At 58.8% G+C, this 17,770-nt stretch carries 15 protein-coding genes; 11 read left to right on the top strand and 4 right to left on the bottom strand.

The features are described 5' to 3' along the window. The 6 genes from KB449_RS22280 to xylF all read left to right on the top strand — a co-directional run bounded on the left by KB449_RS22280 (position 1) and on the right by xylF (position 8,163). A complete protein-coding gene (locus KB449_RS22280; protein ID WP_282910446.1) occupies positions 1-1,689 on the top strand; it encodes a vWA domain-containing protein in 1,689 nt (562 codons plus the stop codon). Positions 1,690-1,718: 29 nt separating this feature from the next. Beyond that, positions 1,719-2,858 (top strand): toxic anion resistance protein, encoded by a 1,140-nt coding sequence (locus KB449_RS22275; protein WP_282910445.1) that lies wholly within the window; start codon positions 1,719-1,721, stop codon positions 2,856-2,858. A gap of 161 nt (positions 2,859-3,019) precedes the next feature. Next, a complete protein-coding gene (locus KB449_RS22270) occupies positions 3,020-3,997 on the top strand; it encodes a sugar ABC transporter substrate-binding protein (RefSeq protein ID WP_282910444.1) in 978 nt (325 codons plus the stop codon). Further along, entirely contained in the window at positions 3,994-5,439 is a 1,446-nt protein-coding gene (locus KB449_RS22265) for a sensor histidine kinase (RefSeq protein WP_282910443.1), read from the top strand. Before KB449_RS22270 ends, KB449_RS22265 begins: the two co-directional genes overlap by 4 nt. Continuing rightward, a complete protein-coding gene (locus tag KB449_RS22260; protein ID WP_282910442.1) occupies positions 5,432-7,015 on the top strand; it encodes a response regulator in 1,584 nt (527 codons plus the stop codon). The genes KB449_RS22265 and KB449_RS22260 overlap by 8 nt, the downstream gene beginning before the upstream one ends. Before the next feature lie 2 nt (positions 7,016-7,017). Next, positions 7,018-8,163: a D-xylose ABC transporter substrate-binding protein gene (gene xylF, locus KB449_RS22255; RefSeq protein WP_282910441.1), complete on the top strand. Its 1,146-nt coding sequence runs from the start codon at positions 7,018-7,020 to the stop codon at positions 8,161-8,163. Between the two features lie 386 nt (positions 8,164-8,549). Here xylF and KB449_RS22250 read toward each other — a convergent pair whose 3' ends face one another. Beyond that, complete coding sequence (locus KB449_RS22250) at positions 8,550-9,230, bottom strand: TetR/AcrR family transcriptional regulator (RefSeq protein WP_282910440.1); 681 nt, start codon at positions 9,228-9,230, stop codon at positions 8,550-8,552. 136 nt (positions 9,231-9,366) lie between these two features. Between KB449_RS22250 and KB449_RS22245 the strand changes: the two genes are divergently transcribed. The 4 genes from KB449_RS22245 (at position 9,367) to KB449_RS22230 (ending at position 14,822) form a co-directional block, all read left to right on the top strand. Continuing rightward, entirely contained in the window at positions 9,367-10,719 is a 1,353-nt protein-coding gene (locus KB449_RS22245) for an MATE family efflux transporter (RefSeq protein ID WP_282910439.1), read from the top strand. Positions 10,720-10,908: 189 nt separating this feature from the next. Continuing rightward, positions 10,909-12,015, top strand: coding sequence for a sugar ABC transporter substrate-binding protein (locus tag KB449_RS22240; protein WP_282910438.1), 1,107 nt, complete (start codon positions 10,909-10,911; stop codon positions 12,013-12,015). 98 nt (positions 12,016-12,113) lie between these two features. Then, entirely contained in the window at positions 12,114-13,634 is a 1,521-nt protein-coding gene (locus KB449_RS22235) for an ATP-binding cassette domain-containing protein (RefSeq protein ID WP_282910437.1), read from the top strand. A gap of 12 nt (positions 13,635-13,646) precedes the next feature. Next, positions 13,647-14,822, top strand: coding sequence for a sugar ABC transporter permease (locus KB449_RS22230; RefSeq protein WP_282910436.1), 1,176 nt, complete (start codon positions 13,647-13,649; stop codon positions 14,820-14,822). 727 nt (positions 14,823-15,549) lie between these two features. Here the strand turns inward: KB449_RS22230 and KB449_RS22225 are convergent. The 3 genes from KB449_RS22225 to KB449_RS22215 form a co-directional block, all read right to left on the bottom strand. Next, on the bottom strand, positions 15,550-16,545 hold the full coding sequence (locus tag KB449_RS22225; RefSeq protein WP_282910435.1) for an LLM class flavin-dependent oxidoreductase: 996 nt from the start codon (positions 16,543-16,545) through the stop codon (positions 15,550-15,552). Positions 16,546-16,650: 105 nt separating this feature from the next. Continuing rightward, entirely contained in the window at positions 16,651-16,962 is a 312-nt protein-coding gene (locus tag KB449_RS22220; RefSeq protein ID WP_282910434.1) for a spore coat protein, read from the bottom strand. A 12-nt stretch (positions 16,963-16,974) separates the two neighbouring features. Then, positions 16,975-17,163: a spore coat protein gene (locus tag KB449_RS22215; RefSeq protein ID WP_282910433.1), complete on the bottom strand. Its 189-nt coding sequence runs from the start codon at positions 17,161-17,163 to the stop codon at positions 16,975-16,977. 240 nt (positions 17,164-17,403) lie between these two features. Here KB449_RS22215 and KB449_RS22210 point away from each other — a divergent pair, with 240 nt between their 5' ends. After that, positions 17,404-17,748 (top strand): YojF family protein, encoded by a 345-nt coding sequence (locus KB449_RS22210; protein WP_282910432.1) that lies wholly within the window; start codon positions 17,404-17,406, stop codon positions 17,746-17,748. The last annotated feature ends 22 nt before the right edge of the window (positions 17,749-17,770 follow it).

Here is a 17,770-nt window from a genome sequence, read left to right as displayed (position 1 = left end):
TTGAGGAGCGGCAAGAAGTTTTTATGGGTAACCGGCATCATTCTGATCGTCGTATTCGCCATCGTCTATATCGGCGTCAATGTGTCCACGAACTGGGGCAAGTCCGACAAGCAGGTGGCGACGGAGGACGCGGGCAAACGGCTGAACAAGCTCTATAACAATATCGACGTCACGACGGAGACGCCGGTCAAGGGTCAGATCGACCTCGACCCGGTCGATGTCGCCGCCTCGCTGCCGGATATCGCCAAGTTCCCGATCGCAGTAGACAGCACGACTTCGGACTTTGCGGAGATTTTCTCCTCGACGGAGAAGTCCGGCACGGGCAACGACGGCTGGCTGACGGACGTGGCGAACGACTTTAACAAGGCGAATATCAGCGTGGGCGGCAAGACGGTCTCGGTCAAGCTGCGCAACATCGCTTCGGGCACGGCTGCGGATTATATCCGTTCCGGCAAGTACGTGCCGGACGCCTTCACGCCGTCCAACGAACTGTGGGGCGAGATGGTCAAGGCTTCAGGCGTGAAAACGCAGCTCGTCGCCAAGCGTCTTGTCGGCAACGTGCCGGGGATCGTCATTTCCAAGGCGAAAAACGACGCGCTCGTCCAGAAATACGGCTCGGTGAGCGTCAAAACCGTCACCGATGCGATCGCGGCCGGCGAATTCTCCATGGGCTACACCGATCCCTTTGCCAGCTCGACGGGACTGAACTTCCTCGTCGCCGCGCTGAAGACGTTCGACAGCTCCAACCTGCTCAGCGATAAGGCGGTCCAGGGCTTCGAGAACTTCCAGGCGAACGTGCCGTTCATCGCCTCGACGACGCTGCAGATGCGCGACGCCGCCAAGTCGGGCGCGCTCGACGGCTTCGTGCTGGAGTACCAGACGTACGTCAATGCGGCGGATCTGAAGGGCGGCTATGTGTTCACGCCTTTCGGCGCCCGGCATGACAGCCCGCTGTATGCGCTCGGCAACATTTCCGCTGCCAAGCTTGAGATCGTCAAGAAATTCGCCGAATTCGCGGCGCAGGCCAAGTACCAGGATGCCGCCAAGAGCAAGGGCTTCAACGAACTGGAGGATTACAAGCCGACGGTCGGCGCGGTCGACGGAAGCACGCTCATCGCTGCGCAAAAGGTGTGGAAGGAAAAGAAAAACGGCGCCAAGCCGATCGCCGCGGTATTCGTCGCCGACGTTTCCGGCAGCATGGACGGCGAGCCGCTGAACCGCTTGAAGGAGTCCCTGCTCAAGGGACAGAAGTACCTCGGACGCGACAACAGCATTGGACTCGTCTCGTACTCCAGCGCGGTCACGATCAACCTGCCGATCGGCAAGTACGATACGAACCAGCAGTCGATGTTCGTCGGCGCCGTGGACGGCCTGCAGGCTGGCGGCAGCACCGCGACTTTCGACGGCGTCGTCGTGGCGCTCAAGATGCTGCAGGATTATATGGCGGCCAATCCGAACGTCAAGCCGCTGATCTTCGTGTTGAGCGACGGCGAGACCAATGTCGGCCTCAAGCTCAAGGAAGTCCAGAGCCTCATCGCGAGCTACAAGATTCCGATCTACACGGTCGGCTATAACGCGGACATCAAGGCGCTGCAAAATATTTCGAGCATCAACGAAGCCGCCAGCATCAACGCGGACACGGACGATGTCGTCTACAAGCTCGGCAACCTGTTTAACGTTCAAATGTAAACTCAAGGTATAGGAGAGGTGGACGCGAGATGTCATTTTCGATGGAAGTCCCGAGTCAGGAAGAAATTAAGGTTGCGATCGAAGAAGAGGTCAAGCCCGTCCCCGAGGAAGTCGCCAAGCTCAAGGAGCTGGCGGATAACAACGTGAACGCAATCATGACGCTCGACCTCGAATCGCTCGACAATCGCAAGGGGATTCTGCAGTCGATCGATACGTTCGGGATGAATACGATGCGGAATTCCGCTGAAAAAAACCAGCTGCTGCAAATCTCCGTCGGCAACCTGTCCAAGACGGGCGACGAGGGCGGCCAGGTCGCCAAGGGGCTCTCGGAGCTGAACATTCAGCTCAAGGATCTCGACCCGAGCGCGGTCGACTTCGCCAAGCACGGACTGCTCGGCAAGCTGTTCAACCCGCTGCGCGCCTACTTCGCGCGGTACGAGAAGGCGGACGTCGTCATCGCGGACATCATCGCCTCTCTCGACAAGGGCAAGACAACGCTGAAAAACGACAATACGACGCTCGAGATCGAACAACAGACGCTGCGCGACCTGACCAAGAAGCTGCAAAAGGAAATCGAGCTCGGTACGCTCATGGATTCGTCGATCGAGCAGCAGGTCGAGGCCGCGAAGGTGCGCGGCGAGGATCCCGACAAGATCCGTTTTATCACCGAAGAAGTCATGTTCCCGCTGCGCCAGCGTCTCATGGACCTGCAGCAGATGCAGGTGGTTAACCAGCAGGGCATCATGGCGATCGAGGTCGTCGTGCGAAACAACAAGGAGCTCATCCGCGGCGTCGACCGCGCGAAGAACGTGACGGTATCGGCGCTGAGAATTGCGGTTATCGTGGCTAGCGCCTTGTACAACCAGAAGATCGTGCTGAAAAAGATCGAGCTGCTCAACCAGACGACGAACGAGCTGATCGCAGGCACCTCCCGAATGCTCAAGGAACAGGGCGCCTCGATCCACAAGCAGTCGCTCGAAGCCAACATCTCCGTCGATACGATGAAGCAAGCGTTCACCGACGTGCTGTCCGCGCTCGACTCGATCAGCGCCTACAAGCAGGAGGCGCTGCCGAAGATGCGCGAGACGATCAATCAGTTCCGCGAGCTGGCTGACACTGGCGAAAAGCAGATCCAGCGCCTTGAGCGGGGCAACAAGCTGGGCTTGTAATCATCGCCATGGCCTCATTCAAGCGCACCCATCATAACCTGGCCCGGCCTGTCTCCCCGCAGACGGCCGGGCCTCTTTGCGCTTGCCGGCGTCCAGACGCTTGAACTTCCGTCGGCCTCTGCTATGATGTAGCTAGTCCAATTGGAAACGGAGTCATTCGCTTGCGCAAATCGTTGCTTATCCTGATCGGCGCTCTGTGCGCCGTTCTCCTGTACTTTACGGTCCAATCGGCGGACCGGGTATTTCGTTCCGACCGGCAGCTCCCTCAGTCGCATGCCGGGCAGGAAGCCCGCTACCGGCTCGTCCTCATCACGCAAGAGCTGGACACCCCGTTCTGGAACCAGGTCGCAGCAGGCGCGAACGCAGAGGCGAAGGCGAGCGGGGCCAGCATCGAGGTATGGGGCAGCTACAACAAGGATCAGGACGACTTCCTGAAGAAGCTCGAGATCGCCATCGATTCCAAAGTGGACGGCATCATCCTTCAGGGACTGGATACGGAAGCGTTTAAAAATCTGACGAAGGTCAAAGCTGCCTTTTACGGCATCCCTGTCATCACGGTCGGCAGCGACGTGCCGATGGGCGAGAGCCTGCGGCGAACGTATGTCGGATCGAATCAATTCGCGGCCGGTCAGATGATTGCCAGGCAGCTGATCGCGGACATGGGCAAGTCGGGTACTGTCATCCTGATGGGCGACAACCGGCAGGAATACTATCAGCGGCAGCGCATTCAGGGCATCGACGACGTGCTCAAGAGCTATCCGGAAGTGAAGACCGCCTATGCGGAGACCGAGGAGACGCGCGAGCGGGTCATCGCCACGACGCAGGACATGATGAACCGGCTGCCCGACGTCGACGCCTTCGTCGCCGTCAACGCCAACATCGCGGACGCGATGATTCAGGAGATCGGCAGGCGCTCGCAGGTGGGACCTTACGACATTTATACGTTCGACGACAGCTCGGACAGCCTGGATTTGCTCAAGGCAGGCAAGCTGGACGGGGTGCTCGAGCAATCGCCTGACAAGATGGGAAGGCTGAGCGTAAGCTTGATGGTCAAATGGCTGAGCGGAGAAGTCATGCCGCTCCAAACCGACGGCTACCTGACCGATATCCGGATGCTTAAGCTGAAGGAGGCGTCATGACCAGCATTCAGCGCAAGATCTGGACGCTTGCCGCCATCGTCTTGTTTATCATGGTCGCGATCTGGATGACGCTGACCTATTACAACCAGAAGACGCAGGAGCAGTACAACGACATTTTGCAGCGTTACTTGCGGATGAACGAGGTGACGACCGCGAGCCAGCAGACGATTACCGCGCTCAACAATTACCGGCTCAATCCGACGACGGCCAATCTCGGCCTGCTCGACCGGAGCAAGGAAGAGCTGCGCAGAGCCAGGCTTGGCGTCATCAATCTCCGGAATGCGGACAACGACTTCGCGATTACCAACTACATGAACCTGATCGACAGCTTGCTCGAGACGATGGACCGCTCGCTGCTCTTCCAATCCGAAAAGGAGTCCGAGGATTCGGCGAACGCCTTTCTCGAGGCGACGCGCATCTCCAAGTACATCTCCGAGATGACGCTCACGCTGATCGATACGGAGCTTAAGACATACGACCAATTTTACCGCGGCATTATCGAGCAATCGGCCGAGCTCAAGAAGCTGGGCGTCTGGCTGCTGCTGACGATCACGCTGCTTATGCTGCTGTTCACGTACGGATTTTCACTCAGCATCACGCGGCCGATCCAGAAGCTCACGCAGGCGGCCAAGGAGCTGTCGCGCGGGCGGTTCGACCTCAAGGTAGAGGTCAAGTCCAACGACGAGATCTCCTTCCTGGCCAAGATGTTCGAGCGCATGCGCATCAATATCAACAACCTCATCTCGGAAATTCAGCAGAAGGCGCAGCTCGAGCACGAGCTGCAGCAGAACAAGCTGCTCCTGCAGGAGAGCCAGCTGCGTAGTCTGCAGAGTCAGATCAATCCGCATTTCCTGTTCAATACGCTCGATACGCTGTCCAAAAAGGCCTACCTCGAAGGCTCGGAGGAGACGAGCGACCTGCTCGCGAGCGTAGCGGGCCTGCTCAGATACAATCTGAAGCGGCTTGACCGATCCGTCACGCTGTACGAAGAGGTCAAGGTGCTTCGCCAGTACATGGAGATCCAGAAGGCTCGTTTCACCGACCGGCTCCGTTTCGAAGCGGATATCGACGAGTCCTGCCTGCACGTCCAGATTCCGGGACTCACGCTGCAGCCTATCGTGGAGAACGCCGTCATTCATGCGGTCGAGCCGAGCGAGGAAGGCGGCACGATCCGCTTTCGGGTTGCGGACGGCGACGAGCGGGTGAGCATCGAGATCGCCGACGACGGATCCGGTATGCCCGAGGACAAGGTCAGGCAGATTCTCGAGGAGCGTCCCGTGGAGACGGAGGGGCATTCGACCGGCATCGGCTTCAGCAATGTCGTCAGACGGCTCCGCCTTTTTTACGGCATCGAAGATGTTATTGACATTAGGAGCAGTCCGGCGGGCACGACGGTTGTCCTGCAAATACCGAAAACAAGGAGATTCGATAGCGATGACTAGGCTCTTGATCGTGGACGACGAGCAGATCGAGCGGGACGGATTGCAGGCGATTCTGCGAAAAGGCTTCCCGGAGCTGGACATCGCGCAGGCGAAAAACGGAAAGATCGCCGTGGAAATGGCCGCGGAGCTGCAGCCCGACCTCATCCTGATGGACATTAAAATGCCCGGCATGAACGGCCTGGAAGCGATCGAGCATATATCCAAGGACCAGCCGGGAATCAAGTTCGTCATGGTCACGGCATACGACACGTTCGATTATGCGCGCTCGGCCATCAAGCTCGGGGTGAAGGATTACCTGCTGAAGCCGAGTAAGGCGAGCGAGATCGTGGCAACGGTCGGCAAGGTGCTGGGCCAGATCGAAGAGGAGCGCATGTCGGCCGAGACGAGCAAGCGGCAGGAGGATGCGCTGCGCAAGGTGCTGCCCGTCATCGAGGCCGACATCGTCACGCAGCTGCTGTTCGACCACGTGCACGAGGTTCACCTCGACGAGCTGGTCGGGCTGCTGGGCGAGAGCGCGGGCGGCGAGCCGTTCGCGATGTGCGTGCTGCTGCCGCAGGGCGCTGAGGGACTGTACGCCGCGATCCGGGAAAAGGCGAGACAGGCGGGCGGCGGCTGGGTCGGCGCCATGTACGGGCGGCACATCCCGGTTATCGCGTTCAGGGATCCGGCACGCTCGTATCGTTCGCAGGCGCTTGCCCTGGCGCGGGAGCTGCTGTCGGTCGCGGACGCGGGAGGGATAGGCGGGACTTCGCCGGGACCCGGCTTGTCAGGTGCTGCGGGCGGTTCGTTCGTGGGCATCGGCGGCGTATGCCATTCGCTGGATCAAATCCGGCAATCCTATCAGGAGGCGCTCATTGCCTCCTCGGATCCGACGGTGCCGGTCAAATACCGGTTCTACGCGGACACGCCCGCGCTTGGTATGGTCCGGGAGGGACTGTCGGCGAAGCAGTGGGAGCGCCAGTTTTTCGACCGTATCCGGCTCGGGGAATGGGAGCGGATCGAAGCGGACGTACAGGAAGTGCTACGGCGCTGCGAGAGCGAGGGCGCGGACCTGCTGCTCGGACAGCAACGGGCGCTCGAGCTGCTCTGGCTCGCTTCGCGCGTGCTGCTCGAGATGGGCGTTGAGACCGAATCGCCGCTTTTCTCGGTGCAAGCCCGCGATTACCGGCAGCTGCGCGCCGAGACCGATCTCCTGCTCGCGCGGATGCGGCATGCGTTCGAGACCCATCAGGAGCGGATCAAACCGGATGCGATCCAGCAGATCAGACAGTACGTCTACGAGCATTCCCACGAGGATATCTCGCTCGAAGCGATCGGCAAGCGGGTCGGGCTAAGTCCTTTTTACATCAGCAAACTGTTCAAGGAGCAGCTTGGCGTCAACTACATCGACTTCCTCACCGAATGCCGCATCGACAAGGCCAAGAAGCTGATGGGCGATCCCGAGCGGAGCCTGAAGGAGATCACGTTCGAGGTCGGTTATCACGATCCGAACTACTTCAGCAAGGTGTTCAAAAAAATGTGCGACGTCTCGCCGACCGAATACCGCAAAACGCTGCTTGGGAAAAGGGGATCGTGAAAATGGGGCAGTCGTGGAAACGCGCCAAACGAGGGATGAGGCAGCTGCTTCTGCTGATGCTTCTGCCGGCATTGGCGGTGATGCTGGTTTGCTTGGCGACGGGCTGCGACGGCGGCGGGCGGGCGGGCGGCGGGCCGGCAGCGTCCGCTTCGCAGGGAGCGGGAGGCGGCGGGGGCCTCACGCCTTCGGATCATAGCGGGCCGATCAAGATCGGCTTCGCCATGGACACGCTGCTCGAGGAACGTTGGCTGCGCGACCGCGATCTGTTCAAGGCCGCGGCGGAGGCACTCGGCGCCGAGGTCGTCATCGAGGCGGCGAACGGGGACGACGCCAAGCAGATCTCGCAGGCCGAGACGATGATCGGAGAAGGCGTCGATATTCTCGTCATCGTGCCCCACAACGCGGCGGCGACGGCGGCGATCGTCAAGCGCGCCCATTCGTCGGGCATCAAGGTGCTCGCCTACGATCGGCTCGTCAACAACGCCGATATCGACCTGTACGTTTCCTTCGATAACGAGAAGGTCGGCGAGCTCCAGGCCGAGGCGATTCTGAGACAGGTGCCGCGCGGCAAGTTCGTCTATATCGGCGGGGCGGATACGGATAACAACGCGCATATGTTCAAGCAAGGCGTGTTCAACGTTATCCAGCCGAAAATCGACAGCGGCGATATTCGCGTCGTGTACGACCAATGGAGCAAGGACTGGCTGCCGGCGAACGCGCTGGCCAACATGCGGGCGGCGCTCGACGCGAACGGCGATCGGATCGACGCAGTCATCGCGGCCAACGACGCGACGGCGGGTGGCGTCGTGCAGGCGCTGGCCGAACGGGGCATGGCCGGCCGCATCCCGATCGCGGGTCAGGACGCGGATCTCGCGGCCGCGCAGCGGATCGTCGAAGGGACGCAGACGATGACCGTCTACAAGCCGATCAAGCTGCTCGCCGAGAAGGCGGCGGAGCTCGCCTTCAAGCTGGCGCGGGGAGAAGACCCGGGCGCCGACCGCAAGGTCAACAACGGCAAGATCGAGGTGCCGTCCGTGCTGCTCTCGCCGATCGCCGTCGACAAGTCCAACATCGACGAGACGATCATCGCGGAGGGCTTCCACTCGCGTGAGGAAGTGTACAAGAACGTGAAGCGGGGCGAGCATTGAGTCCGAACCGCAAGAGACTGGTCCAAAGGCCTGAAAAGGCCGGAGGATGGCCTCTTCCTGTATCCGGGGTGCACTGTCTGGTGTTGCCGACTCCCAAACAGCAAGAAAGCGCTACACCATGCGGCCAGTGTTGCGTCAAGATGCACAAGAACAGTGCATCTTTTAGGCAGGCGCTACATCGTGCGGCCTGTGCAACGCCTAGATGCACAAGAATGGTGCATCTTCAAGGGCAGGCCCCACGACGTGCGGCCATCATTGCGCCATTTCTCCATGAAACGCTTCCAGCTGCCTCTCCGGGCTCTCTTTCCCAACATCCCTCGCAACTCTCTCGCAACTCTCCCGCAAATCTCCCGCAACTCTCCCGCAAATCTCCCGCAATTCTCCAGCTACTCTCCCTGCGCCTTGATGACCTGCTCAATCCCGAGCAGAATCAGGTTCAAGCCGAACGCGAACGATCCATCGGTCCCCATGACCTCGAACAGCCCGCTCTTGAACATCCGTCGGAACACGCCTGCGTCCGGCTCGCTCATGGCGTCCAGCAGGCTCAGCATCTCCCCATCCGGAAGCGCCCCCTTGTCCTCCAAAATCGCGGAGACGTTGCGCTGATGCTGATAAGCGTCCAGCACGAAGTAGAAGACATAGTTCGTAAGCGTAAGCACCGCTTGCAATTTCTGTTCCTGGTCAAGCGGCGTTGAATCCACGCAGAGCAGCATGCGGTTGGTGAAGCGGATCATGTCCGGCTCGTGCGGCAGCGTCATCATCATCAGCTGCGTGGAGCAGGGGTACCGGCCGAGCACGCTGCGTATCGTTGCCGCCAGCCCCGCCAGCTGCGCCTTCCAGTCTCCTTCGGAGCGGAACTCCTCCAGAATGATTTTCGACACCTGGTTGGCCAGGCGCTGGTAGAGACTTTGCTTGCTCTTGAAGTACCAATACAAAGAGGGCGCTTGAATCCCCAACCGTTCGGCCAACCGTCTCATGCTGAATTTTTCGATGTCCTCCTCTCCCAGAAGCGCCCACGAGGCCTCCAGAATTTTGTCCTCCGAAATTTGAGGCTGCTGCTTTTTCATCGGTATCCGCCCTTTTATCTAACAGTGTAAGATTATGCTTTACAGGTCCATAGGTTCATGATATCATCTAACACTGTAAGGTTCAATCTAACACCGTTAGATAAGACAAAAATAACGATAGAAAGCGGTGACCCGCATGGAATCTGCAAACCTCCATTACTTTGAAAAAGCGCCGATCGCCAAAGCCGTAGCCCACTTCGCCGTACCGATGATGCTAGGCACTTCGATGAGCGTGATTTACTCGATTCTGAACGCCTTTTTCCTTGGCACGCTTAACAATACGGCCATGTTGTCCGCGCTCGCGCTCACTTTGCCGTTATTCGCAATCATCATGGCGCTGGGCAACCTGATCGGGATCGGCAGCGGCGCATTCATCTCCCGTTTGCTGGGAGAGAAAAAATACGAGGACGTTAAGCACTTATCGTCATTCGCCTTTTACAGCAGCATCGCGCTCGGTCTGATCGTGATGGCCGTCGGTCTCCCGTTAATCGATTCGATCGTTCATGGACTGGGCGCAACGGCCGATTCGTTCGGATTTACGAAGGACTATGTCACGATTATGCTGATCGGTTCGCCGTTCGTCGTGCTGTTCTTTACGCTAGAAAATATCGTGCGGTCCGAAGGCTCGGCCATCACGTCGATGGTCGGCATGATCCTCAGCGTTGTCGTCAACATCGCGCTCGATGCGCTCGCTATCTTCGTTTTTCATTGGAGCGTGATCGGCGTCGCGTCCGCCACGGTCGTTTCGAACATTGTCGCGAGCGTATTTTTCGCCTACCACATCGGCTATAAGAGTTCCTTTTTAACCATCTCGGCTAAATGGTTCAAGGTGACCAAGGACATTTTAAGCAATGTATTTAAAATAGGCGTTCCAGTCTTCGTGATGAGCGTATTCCTGGGCGCCATGTCGCTGATCTTCAACCACTATCTTGTCGAGTACGGGGAGCAGGCCATCGCGGGCTACGGCATTTCATCTCGCTTGCTGCAATTTCCCGAATTTATCCTGATGGGCTTGTGCGAGGGCGTCGTGCCGCTGATCGCCTTCTCATTTACGGCGAATAAATTGCGCATGAAGCATACCATCTCCTTCACGATCAAGACGATCGTGGCGTTAGCTGTCGTATTCGGCATCGTCGTCTACTTGATTTCCGACCACCTCATCGGTTGGTTTACGAACGATCCGCAGTTGATCGAGATGGGCAGCTACATTTTGCACGTCACGTTCTTATCCTTGTTCATTACGGGCATGACCTCGTTGTTCACAGGGATCTTCCAAGCGACCGCGCAAGGCACCGCCGCCCTCATTATGTCCGTCATCCAAGGCATCACGCTGATTCCCGTGCTTTATATCGCCAATCGCATGAGCGGCTTCCACGGCGTCGTCTGGTCGATCGTGATCGCGGATGCCGTCACCTTCCTGGTAGGCGCGATCATGCTGTATGCGCTGCGGAACAAATTGCAGCCGGATCTGGAGCAATTGGCGCAGTAAAAACAAAAAAAGTCCGTCGCCCAATCGTAAACCGCACCTTCGGGATGCGGTTTTTTCGTTTCCCGGCAAGGATAAAATTTTGCAGGCAGTCGCAAAAGAGTGCTATCGATAAGCGCTTTCATGGCGCTTGTCCGGTGCTATAGTTGGTCTTGTCAGAAAAACCGACGAGATCGAAAGGGGTTACAACAAATGAAAAAAGGATTCAAAACCATCGCGCTATTGCTGGTCGTCATGATGTTCGCGGCGGTCGCAGCGGCTTGCGGCAAGGACGGAGCAAGCAGCAAGGTGAGCGTGGGCATCGTGCTCCCGACGAAGGACGAACCGAGATGGGTGCAGGACGAGCAACGCTTTAAGGATGCGCTGTCCGGCACGAAATATACGACGGATATTTTGTTCAGCCAAGGCTCCTCGGCCAAGGAAAAGGAAAACGTCGAAACGCTGATCAACAAAGGCATTCAAGTCCTCATCATTTGTCCGCAAGACGGCGACGCAGCGGCAGCAGCCGTAGAAGAAGCCAAGAAGGAAGGCATCAAGGTCATCTCCTACGACCGTCTGATCACGAACACTGACGCGGTCGACTACTACGTCACCTTCGACAGCGTCGCAGTCGGCGCGGCGCAAGCGCAGTACCTGGTCGACCACGCCAAGGGCCAAGGCGAGCCGCTGTACCTGTACGCCGGCGCCGCTTCCGACAACAACGCGTTCCTCTTCTTCCAAGGCGCATGGCAGACGCTGCAGCCGAAGATCGCGGACGGCACGTTCAAGATTGCGAACTCGAGTGAAGCGATCGCGCTGAAGGATACGAAGGACCTGACCCGCGAGCAAATGAGCAAGATCATCGGCCAAGTCACCACCAACTGGGACGCCAACGAAGCCAAGAACAAAGCGCAAACGCATCTGACCTCCGCAGCCGCCGACATGAAGGGCGACGTCGCCATCCTGGCGCCGAACGACGGCACGGCCCGCTCGATCGCCGACGTATTCGGTTCCGACAAGGCGATCACGAGCTTCGTCGTTACCGGTCAAGACGCAGAGAAGGCTTCCATCCAATACGTCATCGACGGCAAGCAATCCATGACCGTGTTCAAGGACGTCCGCACGCTGGTCAAGGACGCGATGGGCATGGCGGTCGACATCCTCGACGGCAAGTCGCCTGAGACGACCGGCTCTTACAACAACGGCAAGGTGGACGTGAAGGCGAAGCAAACGGACGTCATCGTCGTCGACAAGGACAACGTCAAGGCAAAACTCATCGATTCGGACTACTACAAAGCGGGCGACTTCACGGGACTGTAATCCCGGCCGGCAAATAGCTTAGAGCGCGGGATCGTGATAGATGCGTCTATCGCGATTCCGCCATTATCGAACGTCGCTGCGCCTAAGGAGTGAAGAGAATGAGCGACTATATTTTAGAGATGAAAAGCATTACCAAGGAATTCCCGGGCGTCAAGGCGCTCACGGACGTCAGCTTTAAGGTCGAGCGGGGCGAGATCCACTGCCTCATCGGGGAAAACGGCGCGGGCAAGTCCACGCTGATGAAGGTGCTGAGCGGCGTTTATCCGCATGGCACGTATTCGGGCGACATCGTATTCGACGGCCAGGTGCAGACCTTCGCCAAGATCAGCGACAGCGTCAAGACCGGCATCGCCATCATTTATCAGGAGCTCGCGCTATTCCCGGATCTCACCGTCTACGAGAACATTTTTGCGGGCAACGAAGTGAAGCGAGGCGCGGTCGTCGACTGGAACCGTACGATCGTAGAAGCCAAGCGCATGCTCAAAAAGGTGAAGTTGAACGTCAATCCGGAGACGCTGATCAAGGATCTGGGCGTTGGCAAGCAGCAGCTCGTCGAGATCGCCAAGGCGCTCAGCAAGGAAGTGAAGCTGCTCATCCTGGACGAACCGACCGCCGCGCTCAACGAGAACGACAGCGAGAATCTGCTTGAACTGCTTCGCGAATTGAAGGACCAGGGCATCACCTGCATCATGATTTCCCACAAGCTCAAAGAAGTCATCTCCATCGCCGACAAGGCCACCGTCATCCGGGACGGACGCACGATCTGCACGCTCGACGCGGCCAAGGGCGAGATTACGGAAGGCGTCATCATCAAAAACATGGTCGGACGAGAAATCGAGGACATCTATCCGAAGCGCGCGAACAAAAAGTTCGGCGACACGATCCTCGAGGTCCGCGACTGGACCGCTTACGACGCGCCGACGGGCAGAAACGTCGTAAAGAACGCCAACCTGCACGTTAAAAAAGGAGAAATCGTCGGGATCGCCGGCTTGATGGGCTCGGGACGTACGGAGCTGGCACTCAGCATCTTCGGCAACCCGAAGTCCTATAAAATGCAAGGCGAGCTGCTCGTGGAGGGCAAGCGCCGTTCGTTCAAGCATACGAGCGACGCCATCGAAGCGGGTATCGCCTATGTCACCGAAGACCGCAAAGGAGACGGCCTCTTCCTGCTCCAGGATATCAAGAGCAACGTTACGGCCGCCAATCTGCACGGCATCTCCAGAGGCGGCGTCATCAACCAGAACGAAGAGGTCAAGGTCGCCAACGTTTATAAAAAGTCGATGAACGTGAAGGCGCCGTCCGTCGAGCAGATCGTCGGCAACTTAAGCGGCGGCAACCAGCAGAAGGTGTCGCTCGGCAAGTGGCTGTTCGTCGGTCCAAAACTGCTCATCCTTGACGAACCGACGCGCGGCATCGACGTCGGCGCGAAGTTCGAGATTTACACGATCATGAACAAGCTGATCGCCGAGGGCATGAGCATCATCATGATCTCCTCGGAGCTCGGCGAGGTGCTCGGCATGAGCGACCGCGTCTATGTCATGGCCGAAGGCAAGATCAAGGGCGAACTGCCGATCGAACAGGCCAGCCAGGAAAAAATCATGGAGCTTGCCACGCAATAGGAGGTATCATCGATGAATTTCTTTAACGAAGCCAAGTCGCTCATCAAAGTCAACATTCGCGAATACGGCATGTACATCGCGCTGTTCGTGATCATGCTTACGTTCTCCATCATGACGGACGGCTTGTTCATGTCCTCGCGCAACATCAGCAATCTGCTCGACATGACCGGTTACACCGCCGTGCTGGCGGTCGGCATGACGCTGGTCATCGTCATCCGGCACATCGACCTGTCGGTCGGCTTCGCCGCAGGCTTCATGGGCGCGATCGCCGCGATCATGCTGTCGGACTGGGGCGTGCCCGTCTATATTACGATTCCCGTCATCCTCGTGCTCGGCGTCGTGATCGGCATGTTCAACGGCGTGCTGGTCGCGTCGGTCGGCATACCGGCGTTCGTATCTTCGCTCGCGGCGATGCTCATCTTCCGCGGCGCGCTGCTCATGGTCACCGAGAAGAGCGGCACGATTATCGTGAAAAACGAGCATTTCAACGCGCTGGGCAACGGATTTATCCCATCGCTGGGCGAAGTCGGCGGACTCAGCGTGCTGTCGCTGATCCTGGGACTCGTCGTCATCGCGCTGTATATTTACTTTGAATTCGCGAATCGCCGCAACAAGCTGAAATACGAGTTCGAGGTCGTCTCGGGCGGCATCTTCGCGGTCAAACTCGTATTCGTATCGGCCATCATCGCGTACATCACCTGGATCATCGCCGGCTACAACGGCTTCTCCTGGACCGTCGTCATCATGCTGGCCGTCGTCGTGATCTACCACATCCTGACGACCAAGACGGTGCTCGGCCGCCACATCTACGCGGTCGGCAGCAACCCGGAAGCCGCGCATCTGAGCGGCATCAGCGTCAAGAAGATCACGTACATCGTCTTCGGCTCGATGGGCATGCTGTCCGCGCTGTCGGGCATCCTGTACACCGCCCGTCTCCAATCGGCGACGACGACGGCGGGCACGCTGTTCGAGCTCGACGCGATCGCGGCCGCCTACGTCGGCGGCGTGTCCGCAGCCGGCGGCGTAGGCAAGGTCACCGGCTCCATCATCGGCGCCATCGTCATGGCCTCGCTCACGAGCGGCATGAACCTGCTCGGCGTCGGCATCTCGTACCAGTATATGATCCGCGGCGGCGTCCTGGCCGCGGCCGTCATCTTCGACGTCATGACGCGCAAGAAGAGAGCTTGATTTGTGAGAGCCGTTCCGATCCGCCGCGAGATTCGCGGGGGATGGGGCGGCTTTTTTGCCGTTTGTCGGCGTCGTAGGCCGGGATCGCGAGGCACGAGAAGGCCGTGAGGAGGCGCATCGCCTTCTGAATAGAAGGCGATTGGGCTGGCGGAGGGGCGAGGAGGCGCATCGCCTTCTGAATAGAAGGCGATTGGGCTAGCGGAGGCGTGAGAAGCCGCATCGCCTTCTGAAGAGCAGGCGATTGGGCAGGCGGGGGCGCGAGGAGGCGTATCGCCTTCTGAAGAGCAGGCGATTGGGCAGGCGGGGGCGCGAGGAGGCGTATCGCCTTCTGAAGAGCAGGCGATTGGGCAGGCGGGGGCGCGAGGAGGCGTATCGCCTTCTGAATAGAAGGCGATTGGGCTGGCGGAGGGGCGAGGAGGCGTATCGCCTTCTGAATAGAAGGCGATTGGGCTAGCGGAGGCGTGAGAAGCCGCATCGCCTTCTGAAGAGCAGGCGATTGGGCAGGCGGGGGCGCGAAGAGGCGTATCGCCTTCTGAATAGAAGGCGATTGAGCTGGCGGAGGGGCGAGGAGGCGCATCGCCTTCTGAATAGAAGGCGATTGAGCTGGCGGAGGCGCGAGAAGTCTCATTGCCTTCTGAATAGAAGGCGATTGGGCTGGCGGAGGTGTGAGAAGCCGCATCGCTTTCTGAATAGAAGGCGATCGGCTCCCCCGCCCGCAACCTGAACCTTACCGCAGCAATTCCCGTGCCAGCAAACGAAACACGTTAAGCCGCGAGGTCATGCCATGCGGCGTGCTGTTGATCATCACTTCGTCGAACCCGTACAACTCCCGGTCCCGGCGGAGCTGGTCGGCGACCTCGGCGGGCGTGCCGACGAGATGAAGCTTGCGGTTCTCGCGGATGACGGCTAGGTCCGCCTCGGTGAGCGGAAAATCTCGCGCTTCCTCCGGCGTCATCACCTGCTGCAGGGAGCCCCGCATGAGCGACAGGCGCATCAGGTCGGCCGGCTTCGCGATGTACTCGGCTTCCTCCCGGGTTTCGGCGACCGTAGCCGAGTAAGTGACGAGGATGATCGGCTTGGGCATGAAATACGACGGCTCGAAGTTATCCCGGTAGGCGTCGAAGATCTCCCGCGTCATCTGTCCGTTGAAAAACTGCGCAAACGAGTAGCCGACGCCGAGACGACCCGCGCGGACGGCGCTGTTGCCGGTGGAGCCGAGCAGCCATGCTTCCGGCAGCGGCACATCGTAAGGCGAGGCCAGCAGCCCCTCGTACAAAGGATCCTTCGGCGCGCGGTCGGCGATCAGCTGCATCGTCGTGTGCAGCTTGTCGTACAAGTCGCCGGGCAGATGCGCGCGACCCTCGGCAAGCGCGCGCGTCGAGTAGTGGTCGCCGCCCGGCGCGCGGCCGGCGCCGAAGTCGATGCGCCCCGGGGAAAAGGCGCTGAGCGTCTTGAACACTTCGGCCAGCTTGAGCGGCGAATAGTGCATCATCATGACGCCGCCGGTGCCGATGCGGATGCGCTTCGTCAGCGCGGCGAGCCGTGCCGCCACGATCTCGGGCGCCGTGCTGGCGAAGTTGCGGGTATTATGGTGCTCCGCCATCCACATGCGGTGGTAGCCGAGCTCGTCCGCGAGGACGGCGATCTCTTCTGCGTTTCTGAGCGCATTCGGCGCGTTGCTGCCCTTTACGATCGGCGCTTGATCCAGTATTCCAATCTTCATGCAGGTACGACTTCCTTCCGCATTCCGTCTTCTTAATCGACTATATCTATACGGTAGCATATTATCGTCCATAAAAAAAAGCGCCCGAAGGCGCCCGGCTGCTGCCTATTCCTTAATGAGAGACAAAGCGTTATCCGCCTTGAGCACGTCGTGCTCGACCTGTTTTTCAACGTTGTACGGGTGGTACATTTCGTTCTCGATCATGTAGACCGCAATCTTGCGATGCGTCTCGATCGCCGTATCCAGCTGCGCCTTCAGGATTTTATGGACTTTGGGCGTTGCCGTCTCCGTCAGCGCGATGGCGTAGCTGCGTACCGCGGCTTTTGCGGACAGCAGCATGTCGGTCGCGATCGCCAGATCGTCCAGCGGCGCCGTCGCTTTGAGCAGCTCTTCTTTTTTCATCGTTGTCGTTGCCATATCGGTCACCTCTTATTGTAGGATGGATTTCAATTCTTCGATCGCCTTGGACGAATTCACCAGGTCTTGTTCGATCAGCGCTTTTAGCTTCTCGTCCGTCGCCAGTCCCAGCATTGCCCTCGCTTTGGTTGCGCACGACGTTTTTAGCGTCAGGATTTCATGGACCTCAAGCTTCTCGTGCAGCGCCAGTTCCTTTGCCATCTCGATCGCTCCTTCCATAGTGGGTGCCACCAAGAACATACCCCAACCCCGCATGCGAATAAACAAGCCAAATGGGAATTTAAGAGCGCGATTCGCGGTTTCATTCCCAGGTCATCCCGTATTCGACGGGACCGATCGGCATGATACGAGCGGGAACGAGGGGGGGAGACGAAGCCTTGCGCATGCGCCGTTTCGCTGACTGTGGTATATTGAATCATAAATAGCGGAGGAGGCGCCGGCATGTTACCGATTCAAAACGTGGAAATACAGAACAGGATCGATTCGCTCAAGGATCAGGACCTGTACATACATTTGGAATTGACGACGGGCGCTTACGCGGCCCACAACGATAGCACCAAGCATCCGGCGGCAAACTTCATTACGAACGCGCTGATCCGATACGGCATCGGCTCGATCTCGGGCAACGGACCGTACAGGGTCGGTTTGAAAATGGAGAAGGGCTGGATTTACGCAGAGGGATTGACGCACTATGACGAGACGGACGCGGAGCGTCTGATCATGGCCGGCCATGACAGCTCGGGCAAGCTGGTCGTCGCCCTGCAGCTCAGCCGCGAACCCTTTTAACCTTACGACCGGGAAAGGAAGA

This window comes from Cohnella hashimotonis (assembly GCF_030014955.1).
Classification (GTDB): Bacteria; Bacillota; Bacilli; order Paenibacillales; family Paenibacillaceae; genus Cohnella; species Cohnella hashimotonis.
The sequence above is the reverse complement of the archived record's forward strand: the minus strand, read 5'-3'. Positions and strand labels throughout refer to the sequence as shown.